This is a genomic window from Chitinophaga rupis (assembly GCF_900109685.1).
Taxonomy (GTDB): domain Bacteria; phylum Bacteroidota; class Bacteroidia; order Chitinophagales; family Chitinophagaceae; genus Chitinophaga; species Chitinophaga rupis.
In genome coordinates this window covers 103,553-118,457 of record NZ_FOBB01000010.1, presented here as the reverse complement: position 1 = coordinate 118,457, position 14,905 = coordinate 103,553, and the positions used below count along the sequence as shown (strand labels likewise).

At 43.2% G+C, this 14,905-nt stretch carries 17 protein-coding genes; 9 read left to right on the top strand and 8 right to left on the bottom strand.

Annotation, left to right across the window (positions count from 1 at the left end; all coding sequences use genetic code 11):
• Positions 1 to 382: 382 nt before the first annotated feature.
• The 3 genes from BMZ54_RS27840 to BMZ54_RS27830 all read right to left on the bottom strand — a co-directional run bounded on the left by BMZ54_RS27840 (position 383) and on the right by BMZ54_RS27830 (position 3,318).
• A complete protein-coding gene (locus BMZ54_RS27840) occupies positions 383 to 1,165 on the bottom strand; it encodes a hypothetical protein (RefSeq protein ID WP_202909380.1) in 783 nt (260 codons plus the stop codon).
• Between the two features lie 576 nt (positions 1,166 to 1,741).
• Complete coding sequence (locus BMZ54_RS27835) at positions 1,742 to 2,773, bottom strand: ligand-binding sensor domain-containing protein (RefSeq protein WP_089919719.1); 1,032 nt, start codon at positions 2,771 to 2,773, stop codon at positions 1,742 to 1,744.
• Positions 2,774 to 2,787: 14 nt separating this feature from the next.
• Complete coding sequence (locus BMZ54_RS27830; RefSeq protein WP_089919972.1) at positions 2,788 to 3,318, bottom strand: hypothetical protein; 531 nt, start codon at positions 3,316 to 3,318, stop codon at positions 2,788 to 2,790.
• A 177-nt stretch (positions 3,319 to 3,495) separates the two neighbouring features.
• On the opposite strand from BMZ54_RS27830, the gene BMZ54_RS27825 reads away from it, so the two are divergent.
• A complete protein-coding gene (locus BMZ54_RS27825) occupies positions 3,496 to 4,410 on the top strand; it encodes a winged helix-turn-helix domain-containing protein (RefSeq protein WP_089919717.1) in 915 nt (304 codons plus the stop codon).
• Between the two features lie 92 nt (positions 4,411 to 4,502).
• Here BMZ54_RS27825 and BMZ54_RS27820 read toward each other — a convergent pair whose 3' ends face one another.
• The 3 genes from BMZ54_RS27820 to BMZ54_RS27810 form a co-directional block, all read right to left on the bottom strand.
• Positions 4,503 to 6,254: a trypsin-like peptidase domain-containing protein gene (locus BMZ54_RS27820; RefSeq protein WP_089919715.1), complete on the bottom strand. Its 1,752-nt coding sequence runs from the start codon at positions 6,252 to 6,254 to the stop codon at positions 4,503 to 4,505.
• 15 nt (positions 6,255 to 6,269) lie between these two features.
• Positions 6,270 to 6,902, bottom strand: coding sequence for a hypothetical protein (locus BMZ54_RS27815; protein WP_143081163.1), 633 nt, complete (start codon positions 6,900 to 6,902; stop codon positions 6,270 to 6,272).
• 93 nt (positions 6,903 to 6,995) lie between these two features.
• Positions 6,996 to 7,238, bottom strand: a complete 243-nt coding sequence (locus BMZ54_RS27810) for a response regulator transcription factor (RefSeq protein WP_262487624.1) — start codon at positions 7,236 to 7,238, stop codon at positions 6,996 to 6,998.
• 389 nt (positions 7,239 to 7,627) lie between these two features.
• Between BMZ54_RS27810 and BMZ54_RS27805 the strand changes: the two genes are divergently transcribed.
• The 7 genes from BMZ54_RS27805 (at position 7,628) to BMZ54_RS27775 (ending at position 12,102) form a co-directional block, all read left to right on the top strand.
• Positions 7,628 to 8,410 (top strand): SDR family oxidoreductase, encoded by a 783-nt coding sequence (locus BMZ54_RS27805; RefSeq protein WP_089919709.1) that lies wholly within the window; start codon positions 7,628 to 7,630, stop codon positions 8,408 to 8,410.
• A 10-nt stretch (positions 8,411 to 8,420) separates the two neighbouring features.
• Complete coding sequence (locus tag BMZ54_RS27800) at positions 8,421 to 8,855, top strand: DUF2147 domain-containing protein (RefSeq protein WP_089919707.1); 435 nt, start codon at positions 8,421 to 8,423, stop codon at positions 8,853 to 8,855.
• An 18-nt stretch (positions 8,856 to 8,873) separates the two neighbouring features.
• Positions 8,874 to 9,071 carry a hypothetical protein gene (locus tag BMZ54_RS27795; protein WP_089919705.1) on the top strand — a complete coding sequence of 66 codons (198 nt, stop codon included), beginning with the start codon at positions 8,874 to 8,876 and terminating at the stop codon, positions 9,069 to 9,071.
• Positions 9,072 to 9,074: 3 nt separating this feature from the next.
• Positions 9,075 to 9,431: a hypothetical protein gene (locus BMZ54_RS27790; protein ID WP_089919704.1), complete on the top strand. Its 357-nt coding sequence runs from the start codon at positions 9,075 to 9,077 to the stop codon at positions 9,429 to 9,431.
• An 8-nt stretch (positions 9,432 to 9,439) separates the two neighbouring features.
• Positions 9,440 to 10,348 carry a helix-turn-helix domain-containing protein gene (locus tag BMZ54_RS27785; RefSeq protein ID WP_089919701.1) on the top strand — a complete coding sequence of 303 codons (909 nt, stop codon included), beginning with the start codon at positions 9,440 to 9,442 and terminating at the stop codon, positions 10,346 to 10,348.
• Between the two features lie 244 nt (positions 10,349 to 10,592).
• Positions 10,593 to 11,162: a Crp/Fnr family transcriptional regulator gene (locus BMZ54_RS27780; protein ID WP_089919699.1), complete on the top strand. Its 570-nt coding sequence runs from the start codon at positions 10,593 to 10,595 to the stop codon at positions 11,160 to 11,162.
• A gap of 79 nt (positions 11,163 to 11,241) precedes the next feature.
• Positions 11,242 to 12,102 carry an SDR family oxidoreductase gene (locus BMZ54_RS27775; RefSeq protein ID WP_089919697.1) on the top strand — a complete coding sequence of 287 codons (861 nt, stop codon included), beginning with the start codon at positions 11,242 to 11,244 and terminating at the stop codon, positions 12,100 to 12,102.
• Positions 12,103 to 12,308: 206 nt separating this feature from the next.
• Here BMZ54_RS27775 and BMZ54_RS27770 read toward each other — a convergent pair whose 3' ends face one another.
• Positions 12,309 to 12,650 (bottom strand): winged helix-turn-helix transcriptional regulator, encoded by a 342-nt coding sequence (locus tag BMZ54_RS27770; protein WP_089919970.1) that lies wholly within the window; start codon positions 12,648 to 12,650, stop codon positions 12,309 to 12,311.
• An 87-nt stretch (positions 12,651 to 12,737) separates the two neighbouring features.
• Here BMZ54_RS27770 and BMZ54_RS27765 point away from each other — a divergent pair, with 87 nt between their 5' ends.
• Complete coding sequence (locus BMZ54_RS27765) at positions 12,738 to 13,526, top strand: SDR family oxidoreductase (protein ID WP_089919695.1); 789 nt, start codon at positions 12,738 to 12,740, stop codon at positions 13,524 to 13,526.
• A 158-nt stretch (positions 13,527 to 13,684) separates the two neighbouring features.
• Here BMZ54_RS27765 and BMZ54_RS27760 read toward each other — a convergent pair whose 3' ends face one another.
• Positions 13,685 to 14,875 carry a macrolide family glycosyltransferase gene (locus BMZ54_RS27760; RefSeq protein WP_089919692.1) on the bottom strand — a complete coding sequence of 397 codons (1,191 nt, stop codon included), beginning with the start codon at positions 14,873 to 14,875 and terminating at the stop codon, positions 13,685 to 13,687.
• Positions 14,876 to 14,905 lie beyond the last annotated feature (30 nt).

The following is a 14,905-nucleotide window of genomic DNA, read 5'->3' as shown; positions in this document are numbered from 1 at the left end:
TTAGTTTAAGAATGCAGCAGAATAGTAGCCAGAAAAGTGCCTGTTTTTTTACACATTAATAATCATCCAGTTGCGATTTCTTTAATTTGATTAATTGTACGGTTCCGCACACTTTATGTTCAGTTTTATACTTTCTGGATATCCCGCTATGTTGATTAAATGTAAGATCAAATGTTGCCTTAGCTTTCAATAGGGTACGGTTAAATAGTGTCTATTACAGATTAGTTGATAAGACCTCAGTGAATATACAGACAGGAGCCCGCAAGTGTTTCGCTTGCAGGCTCCTTCCTTTTCCACTACTTTGTTAAGTCGATCGGATCCTTTGCCAGCATTACGCAGCAGTTGCGTATCCTGGGTGTTCAACAGGCTGGATTCGAAACTGCTAATCGAGTTTATTTATGCTCACATCTGTAAAATAACCCAGCGTTCCCGGACCAATCCAGAGTCCTACGCTTCCACGCAGATCTTTGCCCTGCTTCAGGTCATTGACAATTAAAGTAGGTTGTTCAGCACCGTTGATATAGAATTTGGCCGTTTCATCTTTTACTTCAATTTTCACTCTGATCCATTCAGCTGGCATCATATCGGCATAAGCCTCGTATTTTCCTGGTGTTTCTTCCCGCAATCTATCCCAGGGGTAGCCCGGCAACGAAACATACTGAGTCGAATGATTCCTTCGTACCTGGTCATTTGCCCGGCCGTTGGTTGGACGAATGTAAAACAGCTCCATTTTGGAGGTATCCTTACTCACTCGAAAGGCAATGCCAACAAACCCACGTGCGCCTTCTCCGGCATTCATTTGTGGTTGTCCTGAAATTGTTGCTTCAATGATACCATTATGAAAATCGGTGTTTTTGAGCAATGCAACGGTCTTTTCGTTAATGAATGCCGCGGTCTCCTGTATTTGTAAAGCCAGCGCGTTTCTGCCTTTATAATCTGACTGCGTAACAGTCACCTGATAAGGAATGACGCTATTAGGAGCCAGAGAAATGCTCTGCGCTTGAGACGATGCAAAAAAAAAGACACTTATCCCCAAAGTAATCAATAAAACTTTTCTCATTGGAACTGATTTTAGTAGATATTTCAATGCTATTGCTTTTATTTGAACAGTAAAGTTCAGCAAGGTTTTCAAAGCAAAAACCAATCTTTCTTCATTGGCTTTCAAACAGTCTTTTTGCTGAGAACTTCTTAAAAAAATATAACTCCTTTCTTAAGGGACTTACTTTTTGGGTCATGATAATATGGCGGATGCCGCGTGGCCATCCGGACATAGGATTTCAAACGCCAATGCCTTCTAAACTAGAATATTCAATAAGAAGATGATGTCGTTGCTGAATTCCATAAATTTCAAAAGAAAAATACCGTGGCGATACAATGCTATTGGTCAGGACGAATAATTGAACGTTTGGGTATAACGCTGAATTGCTATGAGCATTGGTTCGTTGCAAAAGGTATCACTGTTTTATGCCCGCGGAGGTCTGTTTAAATGTCTTCCATCCGTTGAACGGAGCGTATGCTAAGTCAAAAATAAGTATTTAAACAGAAAAGAATGTGAAGTAATATAAAACGAAAAAATGCAGGAATAGAAAAAACCTGAAGGCCGCGAAGGCCTTCAGGCTCGATGAAGTAAATTATGTGTGAGTGATTAAGAGTCCACCGGGTAAAAATGTCGGCCACTTGCCGGTGCCGAAAATGTACCGCTTGAAGCATCACTCCATCTTAAAATTGCCGGCAATACATATTACTTCTGACCGGCTGCACTTTTAAAGTCCGTAAAGGTCTTTCCATCATAACGATGCACCCCACTTCCAGATCCGAACCAAATACTTCCATCGTTAGCTTCTAAAAGTCCCAAAAAAGCTGGTGGTCCTGATATAATTTCGGTTACAGTAGGCTTTTTGTTGTACAAGGACTTTGCATCATAACGTGAGAGTGCCCAGCCGTTAAAATTTACTTCACCAGTAGTCCAGATGTTTCCTTTTTTATCTTCGATTATTGCATAAGCCCCCCTCTGCGATACCTTAGTAAAGGTGCTGCCGTCATAGCGCCAAAGACCATCAACGTCACCGAACCAAATGCTTCCTTTTTTATCTTCGATTATTGACCAAACGTTTTTAAACGCTTTGCCATCTTTGTTTTTGAAAATGGTAAATGTTTTTCCATCATAAAAACAGGGCTCGCCCCTTGTGCCAAACCATATTTTCCCGGTTTTGTCTTCCATGATGGTAGTAAGATCATTATTGGAAAGTCCTTCTTTCGTTGTGAAATTTTGAAAAGATTGCCCGTCGTAACGGCTTGCTCCACCCCCGGTGGCGAACCAGATATTACCGGCTTTATCTTCATAAATACACATAACCCGATTATTGGCAAGTCCCTCCCTGGTTGTGAAATGCTGAAAGGCTTTTCCATTGTAATTATAAACTCCGGAATCAGTGGAAGCGAGCCAAAGGTTTCCATGCCGATCTTCCAGAACATCCCAGAATCTGTGCGGACCTATTTTACTACTGGTGAGATTAGTAAACGATTTTCCATCGTAACGAAAAGCACCACCCCATGCTGCAGCAATCAAAATGTCTCCGTTTCTGGCTTGCTTTACATGCCGAACCTGACTCACGGGCACCTTGGAGGTAGCCAACTCTTTAATTTGAGACTCGGAGTGGCCATTGTGCTCTTTACTGAAATTATCTTGTGATGCATTTGTTTGGTTTTGTCCATCACAGGAGGTGTGAAAAACAAGCATCAGGAACAGACTATATAAGTGAATGTATTTCATAATTTATTTAATCCTTAACAACCGCCTTTGCGGGGGGCATGCTTATAAAGTACTTTACTATCCCGTTCTGCATATTCGCCCGATACTATTGGATATGCATACTTGGGCGCGTGCGATACGCCATGGCTTCTTATAATTATTTTGTCGTTAACCTTCAGACTACGTAGCTGCTGAGGCTCATCGTCAAACCTGAGAATATAATCGTCACCATTAATCCTGGCCATCACTCCGAAACCTAATCGTGAGCCTGGCGGAAGAGAAAGAGAGGTTACCACTGCCTCCATATTGGTATAATCTTTAATGTGCTTCCTTATTTTAGCTTCAGCGGCATACACTTTTTTCCCTTTGGGGGACGCTTCCCATTTTTTGAAATTTATGCCGGCAGGGGTGGCCTCCCATTGTTTCCTTGCTGCACTCCTTTCAGCATCGGTAAGCGCTTTTGGAGACAGCTTTTTAGAATCTTCATTTTTGATTTCGCGATTGGCAAATACTAGTCCGCTTACCACAACCAGCAGTAAGATCAGCGCATAAGTAACTTTTTTCATGTTTTTTGTTGGTTTAATTGTCATAGATTTCCAGATAAATCAGATCCGTTTAAGGCATTTTTTTTATTTTTCGTATCCTTTTAAAGTTGATGCAACAAAAATACTTTGATATCTTTCAGACCGCGGCATCTGGATTGTAAATTAAAATGTAACCTTTGTAAATAATATCTTGACATTATGCCTGATATCCGAAATCTCCTGTCCGGAAAGCGTAAGTACGTGGGTGGATTGTTGCTACTCATGTTTATCTCTATAATCGGCCTGGCTTTCAGTATGGCTGGCAGCAACGACTATGATGTCGCCCGGAGAGAGATCCTACTCCGCCGGATCGGGCATGAAATATTATTACAGTCCGGCGACAGCACATCACGGGTACTTCCGGTAAAAAAGATCGCCGAAAATGAATACCAGGTCAGTTTTGAGAATGATCTTACTTTTCAACCCGGCCTCCTGGTGAATACTACCCGGCGTTTGTTAGCCGGAGACCCGCTTGCACATGATTATGTTGTTAAGGTACTGAACTGTGCAGATGCCAGTGTAGCTTATGGATATGCTATATCAAAAGATAAGAAAGATGATATTGTAGCCTGTTTAGGAAGAAAGCAACCCAAAGCATGTTACATGATCAACATTAAATTTAAACCAACGGCTATCATTACAGCAAAGACTAAATATTTCCTGGGGACAATGTCATTTTTAGCATTAGCCGGATTTATTTTTTTGAGACCTGTTAAGCCGCGGAAGGCCTTAATCGATAGTCAGAATACTGACTTACCCAGCAGCCGGCATACTGATATATTCACATTGGGGTCAATTTCGTTCGACACGGAGGCTCGTAAGCTCATGATAAATGGAAAGGCCATAGAATTAACCAGAACTGAAACCCGTGTACTACGCATTTTCGCGATGTCGCCTAACGAGGCTATAGAGCGAAGCCGGCTACAAAAAGAGATATGGGAAGATGAAGGTGTTGTAGTAGGCCGCAGCCTTGATATGTTCATATCAAAACTCAGAAAAAAGCTGGAATTTGATCCGAACGTCAGGATTGTTGTTATACGTGGCAAAGGTTATAAGCTTGAAATTAGCTCATAAAAAGCCCCCCCTGACTCAAAACAGATCTTTTAGGATATAAAAACGGCACCATTTGTCTTCAAATGGTGCCGTTTGGCTTTGGTCGGGACGGCTTACTTGTTTATATACTGGTCCTTCAGTTTTACTTTGATTAAAGGCACATAGGATTTCAATATCTTAATTTTTTCGGTGAGCGGCTTTTCCTTAATTATATTGAGGGGTGTGGTGTATGTTCCGGGAAAACTACTGCCTAACATTTGCACAAGCAGGCTGCTTTTGATCGCATAACCAACATTATCCATCTGACCCACAAATCCGGCGTTAGTCAAGCCGACCAGGTTTCCATCATTGTCAAAAAGCGGTCCTCCACTATTGCCATGCTGTATGGGCACCGTGATCTGGTACCAGTAAGGATTATCCTGAGCACCCGTCTGCGCGCTTATTTTGCCATCGGTGAATTTTATGTTTTTCCCCAACTTCCACATCTCGGGATATCCGAGTGCAAAAACACCGGAGCCGATATCCAATAGGTTTGTAGTAATGCCGTATGGCAACGCAGACGGCTTGAAAGCATTATAACGGGTATCATTAATTTTTAGAATGGCCAGATCCTGTGCCTCGTCTGCCTTTATTACTTCTGCGTTAAAGGTATACTTAACATTATTCTTCACAAATTCCACTTCAATAACCTGGGCACCTTTGATCACATGCTCGTTCGTAGCGATAAAACCATTCCTGTCGATTAATATGCCACTGCCACTGGCATTCCACTCAACGTCACCAACCGTTGGGGTATTTTTCTCTTCTGGCGCAGCACCCGCCTCCTGTTGTACAATAAACCGGTCGACATATATACGCTCAATACCGGAAGCAACGGTTACACCGGCATAATTGCCCATCAACGGCTGGAATGGTGCGGTAGCAACTACCTGTCCATTGATGACAAAAATATACTCGTTGTTTGCTTTTACAACCTTAAGCAGATTAGGCGATTTCCCCTGTTTTATGGCTGACGTGCTGGTCCACGCCAAGGTCTTTACATCAATACCGTTTTGAACATAACCCGTTTGAAAGGAACCTTGGTCGCTGATGATAAAGTAATCGTAGTTGCTTTGATCCTTAACACCCCACATGATGCCGTGGCTTTTAAAACCGCTGCCAGCTTTATCGAGCGTTACCGCAGCCTCTATGGAAAAAATGCCCGCCGCATCCAGCTTCATATATTTGTAGCCATAGGTACGATAATAACCTGTCCTGGTATTGAGCCAAAGTTTCCGCTCTTTTACTTCGGAGGTATAATCCTTACCATTAAAAAGCGTCCATTCAGCCGCATTGTCGAAAAACTCAGGATACACGGCTGCAGGAATACCGTTTTCATCATATTCCAGATACACATTTCCTACGAGTTTTCCATTGTTGTAGGCCGCTACCAATCTCGGCTTCTTATTCGGGAAATACCTGATCCAGGCGCCATGTAATACGTTGTCCTTATAATCTTCTTCTCCTGTCAGATCGCCGTTTTCGTTCCAATAATAGGTGGTACTGTCAAGCCTGCCATTAAAATAAAAGCTTTGCTGTTGAAACTGACCATTGGGATAAAACCAGGTACACCAGCCGCTCCGTGTTTCTGTACCATTTTTATCAATAGAGGTAATGTATCCACGCCACTGAAGCTGCCCGCTGATGTAATAGTCGTTGACTATTCCTGTCGGCTGTCCGTTGGCGCCATAAGCGATCATACGGTAGTAAGAAGCCTTCTCCTTATTCTTTGTTTTTTTCCAATCCGCAGTGAAAAACTCTGTCGTCTGGCAAAATAAACTCAGTGGAAAAAGGAACGCTGATAGGATAAAAGCGACATTTTTCATACAGGATAATCTTGGTTAAAATTGTTTGGCAATCTTTACTTTTATTTCGAACATGCCCGGCTGCCCATTTTGTTCCATTTCATCGGAAGAGCCCCAACTGGCCAGGCCGAAATGAATCTCCGGAGTAAACACCATTCGTTTCACTTTAAAATCGACGCCGAGTGATGCCTGCAAGCCATAGATATAGTTAGCTTCTGCATTCTCTCCGCCGCTATTGATGTAGTTAAAATATGGCCCCATACCAATCAGCGGTACGATAGCGCCTTCATTCTTTGGAAATAAGTATCCCATTTTGAACAATCCTTTAATACCCAAAGCATACCCACCTTTACTTTCACCCTCTGTATTGCCATTGGCCTTTATATCGGACTTGATACCAAGGCCTCCGGTCAGCTCTCCACCAACATCGAACACGAGTTTATTTTTTTGCCAGGCGGATTTCTTCTCAACGCCCAATGACAGTATCAAACCCGAAAATGTCTGATCGTTGTATAAGTCACGGCCACCTGCATAAGCATACAGGTCCAATGAGTAGGTTCCATAGCCAATTGCCAGGTTCCCATAAGCGCCTTTACGGTCTGCCTGCGCAAAAATGAATGTGGGAAAGCACAACAAAAAAAGAAGCGATGGATAAAGTTTCATGAACATAGTGCTAGGTTATTTATGCCAACAAAACTATGTCCTGCTAAAACCGGCATCAATAGAACAAAAGTTAGATTTGGAAGCAAACTGACTGAGCCGTCATCCCAAATGCTTGCCCAATACTTTATTGAGCGCTTCAGTACGGTTATACACATGCAGTTTCCCGTAGATGTTGTGGATATGTTGACTTACCGTGCCGCTAGAAATGGATAATTTTGTGGCGATCTCCTTGTACAATAATCCTTTGGCAAGCAGCATCAATACTTCCATTTCGCGACCGGAAAGCTCATTTTGCGTTGTCCTAAGCTGATACGAATTGAAATCCAGCGGTTTGATTGACAATAAAGCGCAATCCTTCCCTTATTTCGGTGATATCTTCCACAATGCTGATAAGAATTGGGTTCATACTATAAAATTGGCATTCCCTTTTTACAAATTCACTATAACAAAAGTTATATCGGCATGATGCTGAAGGAAACTTCCCTGCTTTTTTCGTTTTTAGGAAGGCTGAAGGACTGGGGCTCAGTTCTCTGATCTTTTAAACAATTTCGTTCGTGCTGAAATTGCTTTAACAAACCAAATGGTATTTATGTTTTTCAGGTTAAGTTGAAGTGCTGCTTGTCTGTTATAAAAGCCGGCAATCTTCCTTTTTACTACAACTTCGTGACTTTTGGATACATCTGCTCATTGGCATTGGCTGAACTTTACATCAACAAATTAGTGAGAAAAATATGGATTTAAAGAACAGCACCATCCTGATCACAGGAGGAACCAGCGGTATAGGTTTGGAACTTGTTAAGCAACTTACCGAACAGGGATCAACGATCATCGTTACAGGTCGTAAACAGGAAACCTTAAATGATACCAAAAGACGTTTTCCCAAAATACACGTCTTTCAGAGTGATGTAAGTGATCCGCAGGATATTGAGCGCCTGTATGAAGTGGTGACACAGCAATTTCCTGATCTGAATGTGATCGTTAACAATGCGGGTGAAATGCGGTTGCTTGACGTTCAGGACGCCAGTAAGGACCTGAAAAACATCACCCGTGAGATTGATATTAATCTTACGGGAACGATCCGGATGGTTCATCAATTTCTGCCGCACCTGATCAAAAAGCGTACGGCGGCAATTGTGAACGTTTCCTCCGCCATTGCTTTTATGCCTTACTCCACCGCTCCGGTCTATAGCGCTTCAAAAGCAGGAGTTCATGCTTACTCCCTGGCCCTGCGCCTCCAATTGAACAAAACCAGTGTCAAGGTGTTCGAATTGATCCCTCCGGGCGTAAATACCAATCTTCAGAATGATTGGGTACTGCCACCTAATCCGAGCCAAATGATGGATGTGGATAAACTGGTCAGTGTAGCCATTAAAGGACTTTTGAATGACACGCCTGAGATCAAGCCATTCCTGGTGAATGTAGTAAAATTTCTAAGCAGGCTGATGCCCAGCCAATTGATGAAGTTAGGACACAAAGAATTTGAAAAATTCAAAAAACTGAATAATCAGCAATAAACAATCAGATATGAAAAAATCAATACTGGCAGTGTTTATGCTGCTGTTATCACTGGCATCTTTCGCGCAGAAACTACCTGCAGACCAAATCACAGGGGTATGGCAATGTGATGATTACAAGATCGGGGTGTTCAAATCAGGCAACACATACTCGGCTAAGCTCTTATGGTCGAAAGAGATGTTTGAAGCAGATGGCAAAACCCCGAAGAAGGACTTTAAAAATCCTAATGAAAAACTCCGGGGCAGGTCCGTTCAGGGCCTTACGCATATCACTGGTCTAATCTATAAGGATGGCGAATACGTGGACGGTAAATTGTATAGTGTACAGGATGGGAACACCTATAGTATCAAAGGAAAACTAAAAGGCCCTAATGACCTTGAGACCCGGGGCTACAAAGGCATCCCCCTGGTGGGCAAATCATTTAAATGGAAAAGAGTTCAGTAAATTATAAAAACAATACTCATGAAAGATAATAAAGATACGCTGTCCAGGTTTTGGCTCGTCACTTCCAATGCCCTTCCTCCTATAGGATTCTTCCTTTATTTCAAACACAGAAACACGCATCCAAATAAGGCTAAAAGAGCTTTAGCAAGCGCAATGATCGGCGTGCCGATAGCGATACTTGGAGGTTACATCATGAATACTTTTATCCTTAATTAAACCATGGCAAAAAACATTGTTTCAGCACTGCTACTACTCATTTCGGTGACGCTCAGTTTTAAACATGCCTGGGATACCGTACATTACAAAAGCAATCCGGAGTCCGTTAAGATGATGGAAAGTTTAGGGATCAGCGAAGCGTTCATTCCATATCTGGCTGCTGTAGCTATAGTGGTCGGCGTACTCCTGCTCCTCCCTGGCACCTTTTTCCTGGGCAATATGCTAAATGCGATCCTGATCGTTATGATCATGGGGCTGGCGCTGCGGGCGGGAAATTACCGCATCGCGTTGATAGAGATCCCGTTTTTAGCGATGCCATTAGTTATGATATGGCTAAAGTATCCTTTTAAATTTAAATAACCTGCAGTATGGCTAACAGCAAACCCTACCGGATCACTTCCATAACGGAGATCCACCGTTTGATGGGGCTTCCTAAACCCCATCACCCGCTGATCAGCATCGTTGATCTGAAAGGGCTGAGAAATGATACAGGTATAGAGGCGGTCGTATTCGACTTGTATGTGATCTCAATGAAAAGAGGATGTGACGGCTTACATTACGGGCAACAAAAATACGATTTTGACGAAGGGCTTATGGCCTTTATGTCCCCCGGCCAGGTCTTGCGTGGCGAAGAGAACGGTGTGCCTCCGGACCTGGATGGCTGGATGCTTTTTGTACACTCTGACTTTCTTTGGAACACACCGCTTGCTACCAAGATCAAGCGATACGAATACTTTAGCTATGCTACCAGTGAAGCGCTCTTTCTCTCGGATAAGGAAGAAGTATTGATCAATGACCTGGTCAAAAATGTAAAAACGGAATATTATTCCAATATGGATAAGTTCAGCCAGGATATTATTATCTCACATCTGGAAACCTTGCTGAATTACGCCGAACGTTTTTACCAGCGTCAGTTCATCACCCGAAAGATCACTAACCATCAGGTCTTAAACCAGGTGGAAGAGATCTTAAGAACCTATTTAAACAACGAAGCGCTGCTTTCTGAAGGGTTGCCTACGGTACGATACTTTGCCGATGCTTTGAATATGTCCTCTAAGTATTTAAGTAGCCTGTTGAAACAATTGACCGGTCAGACGATGCAACAGATCATCCACGAGAAGCTAATCGAGAAAGCTAAAGAAAAATTATCTACGACGAGTATGTCCGTAAGTGAGATCGCCTATCAACTTGGTTTTGAGCATCCTCAGTCTTTTAATAAGTTATTTAAAAGCAAGACCAAACAAAGCCCATTGGATTTCCGGCAATCCTTCAATTGAAATGTGCATACAACCTTTGAATAAGATGGTAGGGAAGCAAAGGGCGTCATTCGGCCGATATACGGCCATTTCACTAAAACGCCGTTAGTATGGACCGCTCAATAAAACAAACTGGACTTTTCAGAAAACCCGCCTTTCATTTTTACTCTGGAAGATCTCGCAGGCTTTGGCGCTTGTGTCAGGCTTACCTCATTTTTTACCATATGGTAAATGAATGCCCGGCACTGTAAACTATCTTTAGGTGATGGAAGCACTAATAGATCTTATCCTGCAATTTGGTCACCTAAACAAACAGCAGATCGAGTTTTTGCTGAGCAAGGTTCAAACTCTCGGCTTTAAAAAGGACGACTATCTATCGGAAGCCGGGAAGGTGCCCCAGTATGTGGCGTTCGTGCTGGAAGGCGTTTTCCGCTTTTGTTACTATAACAACAAGGGTGAGGAAATCACCAATTATTTTGTAGAAGAAGGTAATTTTGTAGTGGATAACGAAAAATTTGAATCGCAGATCGTGGCCTCAGAATATGTACAAGCCGTTACTGATTGCAAAGTGCTTGTGTTTACCAAAAAGGACTGGGACGATATATCCGACACCATTGTGGGCTGGGAAATGATGAAGGCCAACATGGTAAAAAAGTGCCTTACGCTGGCTATGGAGCGCCGCAGTCCGCTGGTTTCAGAAGATGCCACCACACGTTACCTGTCCTTCATCAAGGGCTTTCCTAATCTTATTAACCGCATCCCGCTTTCGTACGTGGCTTCCTACCTGGGTATCACCCAGCAATCACTTAGCCGGATACGCCGTAATATTCGTTAGCGGCGCTTTTTACCAAATGGTAAATGTTTTGTTGTTACCATTTTCGACATTTGCTTATTCATTTAAACAACTAAAAAAGATGAGCAAAAAGATCGTATTGATAACGGGAACAAATAGTGGTTTTGGCTGGCTTACCGTCCACAGCGTGGCGGCCTTAGGACATCAGGTGTACGCAACCATGCGCGATACGCAGGGCCGTAACGCCGATAAAGCCGCGGCACTTGCAGCGGTAGCGAATGTGACCGTTTTGGACGTTACCCTAACTGATGATGAGAGCGTGAAGCAGGCCGTTAAAACTGTTTTGGCCAAAGAAGGCACTATTGATGTGCTGGTGAACAACGCCGGTTACGGCATGACCGGGGTGGCGGAGAGTTTTACCACGGCCGATGTGCACACTACCTTTGATATCAACGTTTATGCCCCCTGGCGGCTGATCAAACAGGTACTGCCCGCCATGCGCAAACAGGCCGATGGACTGATCATTAACGTGACCAGCGGCTTCGGCCGCGTATCATTCCCGTTCGCTACCATTTATGCGGCCTCGAAATTTGCGCTGGAAGGAATAAGCGAGGGCCTTCATTACGAGGTGAAACGTTTAGGCATTGATGTGGCTATTGTGGAGCCGGGCGCTTTCCCTACCGAAATGCAGCAAAAGAACAACCCTGCATCTGATCAGGGAGTATTTGAGGGGTATGGCGCGATTGCCGATATCCCAAACAAAATGATAGCCGCAGTGGGCGGAGAGATGCAGGCTAAAAATCCTAACCCGCAGGACGTTGCTGACGCTATTGTAAAACTGATCGGCGCCCCAAAAGGCACCAGGCCATTACGCACCGTTGTTGACCCCATAACCGGCCAATACATTGAAGCCGCCAATCGGGCCGTAGATGAACAATTTGCCAAAGGATTGACGGTGTTCGGGATGGGTGAGTTATTGTAAGAGGAACAGATCTAATGGGAACGGCAGTGGCGTGGGCTACTGCCGTTTTTGGTTTGTGGCTGTTGGAGTATGGTATAAAGATCTGCTTGTAATAGCTACTACTTGATCTGACAGTACAAGGATTTTTGTATGGTTAAGTAGTAGCTAAAGATAACATAATGGCAGATGAAGTGTTGTTACCCGTATTTTTGGAATGAAAACGATTGTTATTTTCCTTTAATTTTTTGCTTGTGTTTTTTGCCCCAACTTTCCAATGGTTTTGCAATTTCTTCAAGTCCCAAACCATAAGAAGTTACAGCATATTCAATCCGGACAGGATAATCGCTAACGATGCTTCTTATAATCAAAAAATTTTCTTCTAAATGTTTCAATTCTTTTGACAAAACACGATTTGTAATTTTCGGAATTGAATTTGAAATATCATTAAACCGCTTGTTTCCGCTGTAAATAGAAAGAATTATCGGTATTTTCCATTTACCACCAATTACAAACATGGTATCTTGAATCGCCTTTATTTTCTCCTGAAACCGTTTTTCTTCCGTCGTCATAATATTAAGTATCCTTTTGGATACAAGTATCAAAGGTATACTATTTTCATTCTAGCTTTGCCGTGTAAACAATAAAAATAACGTAAAATGCAAACAATCTTCATTACAGGGGCTTCATCAGGAATTGGAAAAGCAACCGCAAAATTGTTTCAATCAAAAGGTTGGAATGTGATCGCAACAATGCGAAATCCCGAAAAAGAAACTGAACTAACGCAATTAAAAAATATAACTATTTTGCCATTAGACGTTACGAATCCTGAACAAATAAAATCAACAGTATCCAAAGCCATTTCATTAATGGAAATAGACGTGGCGTTGAATAATGCAGGTTATGGTTTGATGAGTTCCCTGGAATCCTTTACTGAAGAGAATATTGTAAAACAAATAGACACCAATTTTTTAGGGACAGTTCGCGTTACACAAGCCTTCATACCTCATTTCAGAGAAAAGAAAAGTGGCTTATTTATTAATGTAACTTCTATTGGAGGACATACAGGCTTTCCATTCACAAGTGTTTACAACGGCACAAAATGGGCGGTTGAAGGTTGGAGTGAATGTTTGTCAATCGAATTGTCAATGTTTGGCGTTGGTGTTAAAACTGTTGCACCGAGTGCTACGAATACGGATTTGTTCAGCCACAATTCGGACGTGAAACCACTTCCATTTTATGAGGCAGCTGAGAGGAAAATGTTGAGTATGATTAAGCCTGCCTCAACACCTGAAGAAATAGCTGAAGTTATCTATGAAGCGGCAACAGACAACAAAGACCAACTTCGTTATTTTGCAGGCAAAAGCTCGCGGGCAATTTACGACAGACGTATGGAAATAGGCGCGGAAGCCTCAAGAAAAGAAATTAAAAAAATTTACTTTGACTGATTGAGTTAACTTATGCCTTGTGTTCATTATTACAATTTTCACCCGGCAAACTGTTCGCATCAAAAGATGTTTGGATGAATATAACGCTGTTATGCCCGTCCGGAAAGTTACGGCTCGTGATTACAGGCACTAACTCTGTGCGCCGGCGGTTAATATGATCACCTGGTTTGGATCGCCTGCTGATAATATGCAGTAATTGCGTCGGTAGCCCGTAAATAGCCGCCTGCGCTGCGGATGTCATTCTTCATGTGCTGTAAGAATTGCCTGATCTGTTCATTCTGCAATACGTAATTTACCGCTTCGCGAAGTGATGCCGAAGTAAGGTTGGATTTGTCCGGTACAATTCCCAGCTGCAATTCCCGCACACGCGCCGCTGTTGTTTCCTGTTCCTTAATGGTCGGCAGCACAACCAATGGTATACCATAAAAAAGGCTTTCCATGGTGCTGTTTAAGCCGCCATGGGTAACAAATACGTCCACATGCGGGAGCAGGGCAGTTTGCGGCACGGAACGTTTTACGGCAAAGTTGGCTGGTACAGGTTCCAGTGCCTGTAAGTCGATCTGATCACCTACGGACATAACTACACTCCAGTCTGGCGCCGGGAAGGCGGAGTAGCACATGCGGTAAAAACCAGGTTCATTATTACGGAGTGTTCCCAATGAAATATATACCCTGGTTGTCTTTGATTCGCTGCCTGTGGCTGCCGGCCATGGAATGAGTGGTGGCGCCACGAAGGATGGTCCTACGAACAGGAAGCGCTCATCAAATTGCGCAGCCTCAACCTGGAATGTTTTTGGCAGGAACACCAGCGTTAGGCCCGGCACTTCTGCATACAACTCCCGTAATGAAAGCCGGGGAAGCTGATAAGATGTTGCCACCGCTGCAAGTGCTTGTTCCGCGGCATATGCAGATAATTTGAAATCCGGGTCGGAGCTTATTTCACTATGCTTCGGCTGCCTGGAACTATGAAATGGCCTGAATCCGATAATGGGCAGCCCCAGTATCCGCGAAACGATTCTGGGAGCAAGCAGCATGGTATTGAATAGTACGCAGTCGGCTTTTATACTTTTTAACCTTTCCAGGATTGCCGGCACTATACGTGGCGATTCGCGCGCCATTAAAAACGGTAATAGTGCAATCTCTTTATCTCCCGGTGGGGGTATATGCTGGCTTCCTGGTGTTCCGGGCAATACCACGGCTATACCTCCGGCCTTTTCTATCGCTGCTGTAAAAGATTCGTTCACAAAATAATAAACGGTATGTCCACGCCTGCTGAGTTCTGCAACAATAGGAAGCGTGGGATTTATATGACCATGTGCCGAAACATTAAAGAAGACGAAAGTGGGCATAACTTATATTTCCGGGTAAGCAGGATATCT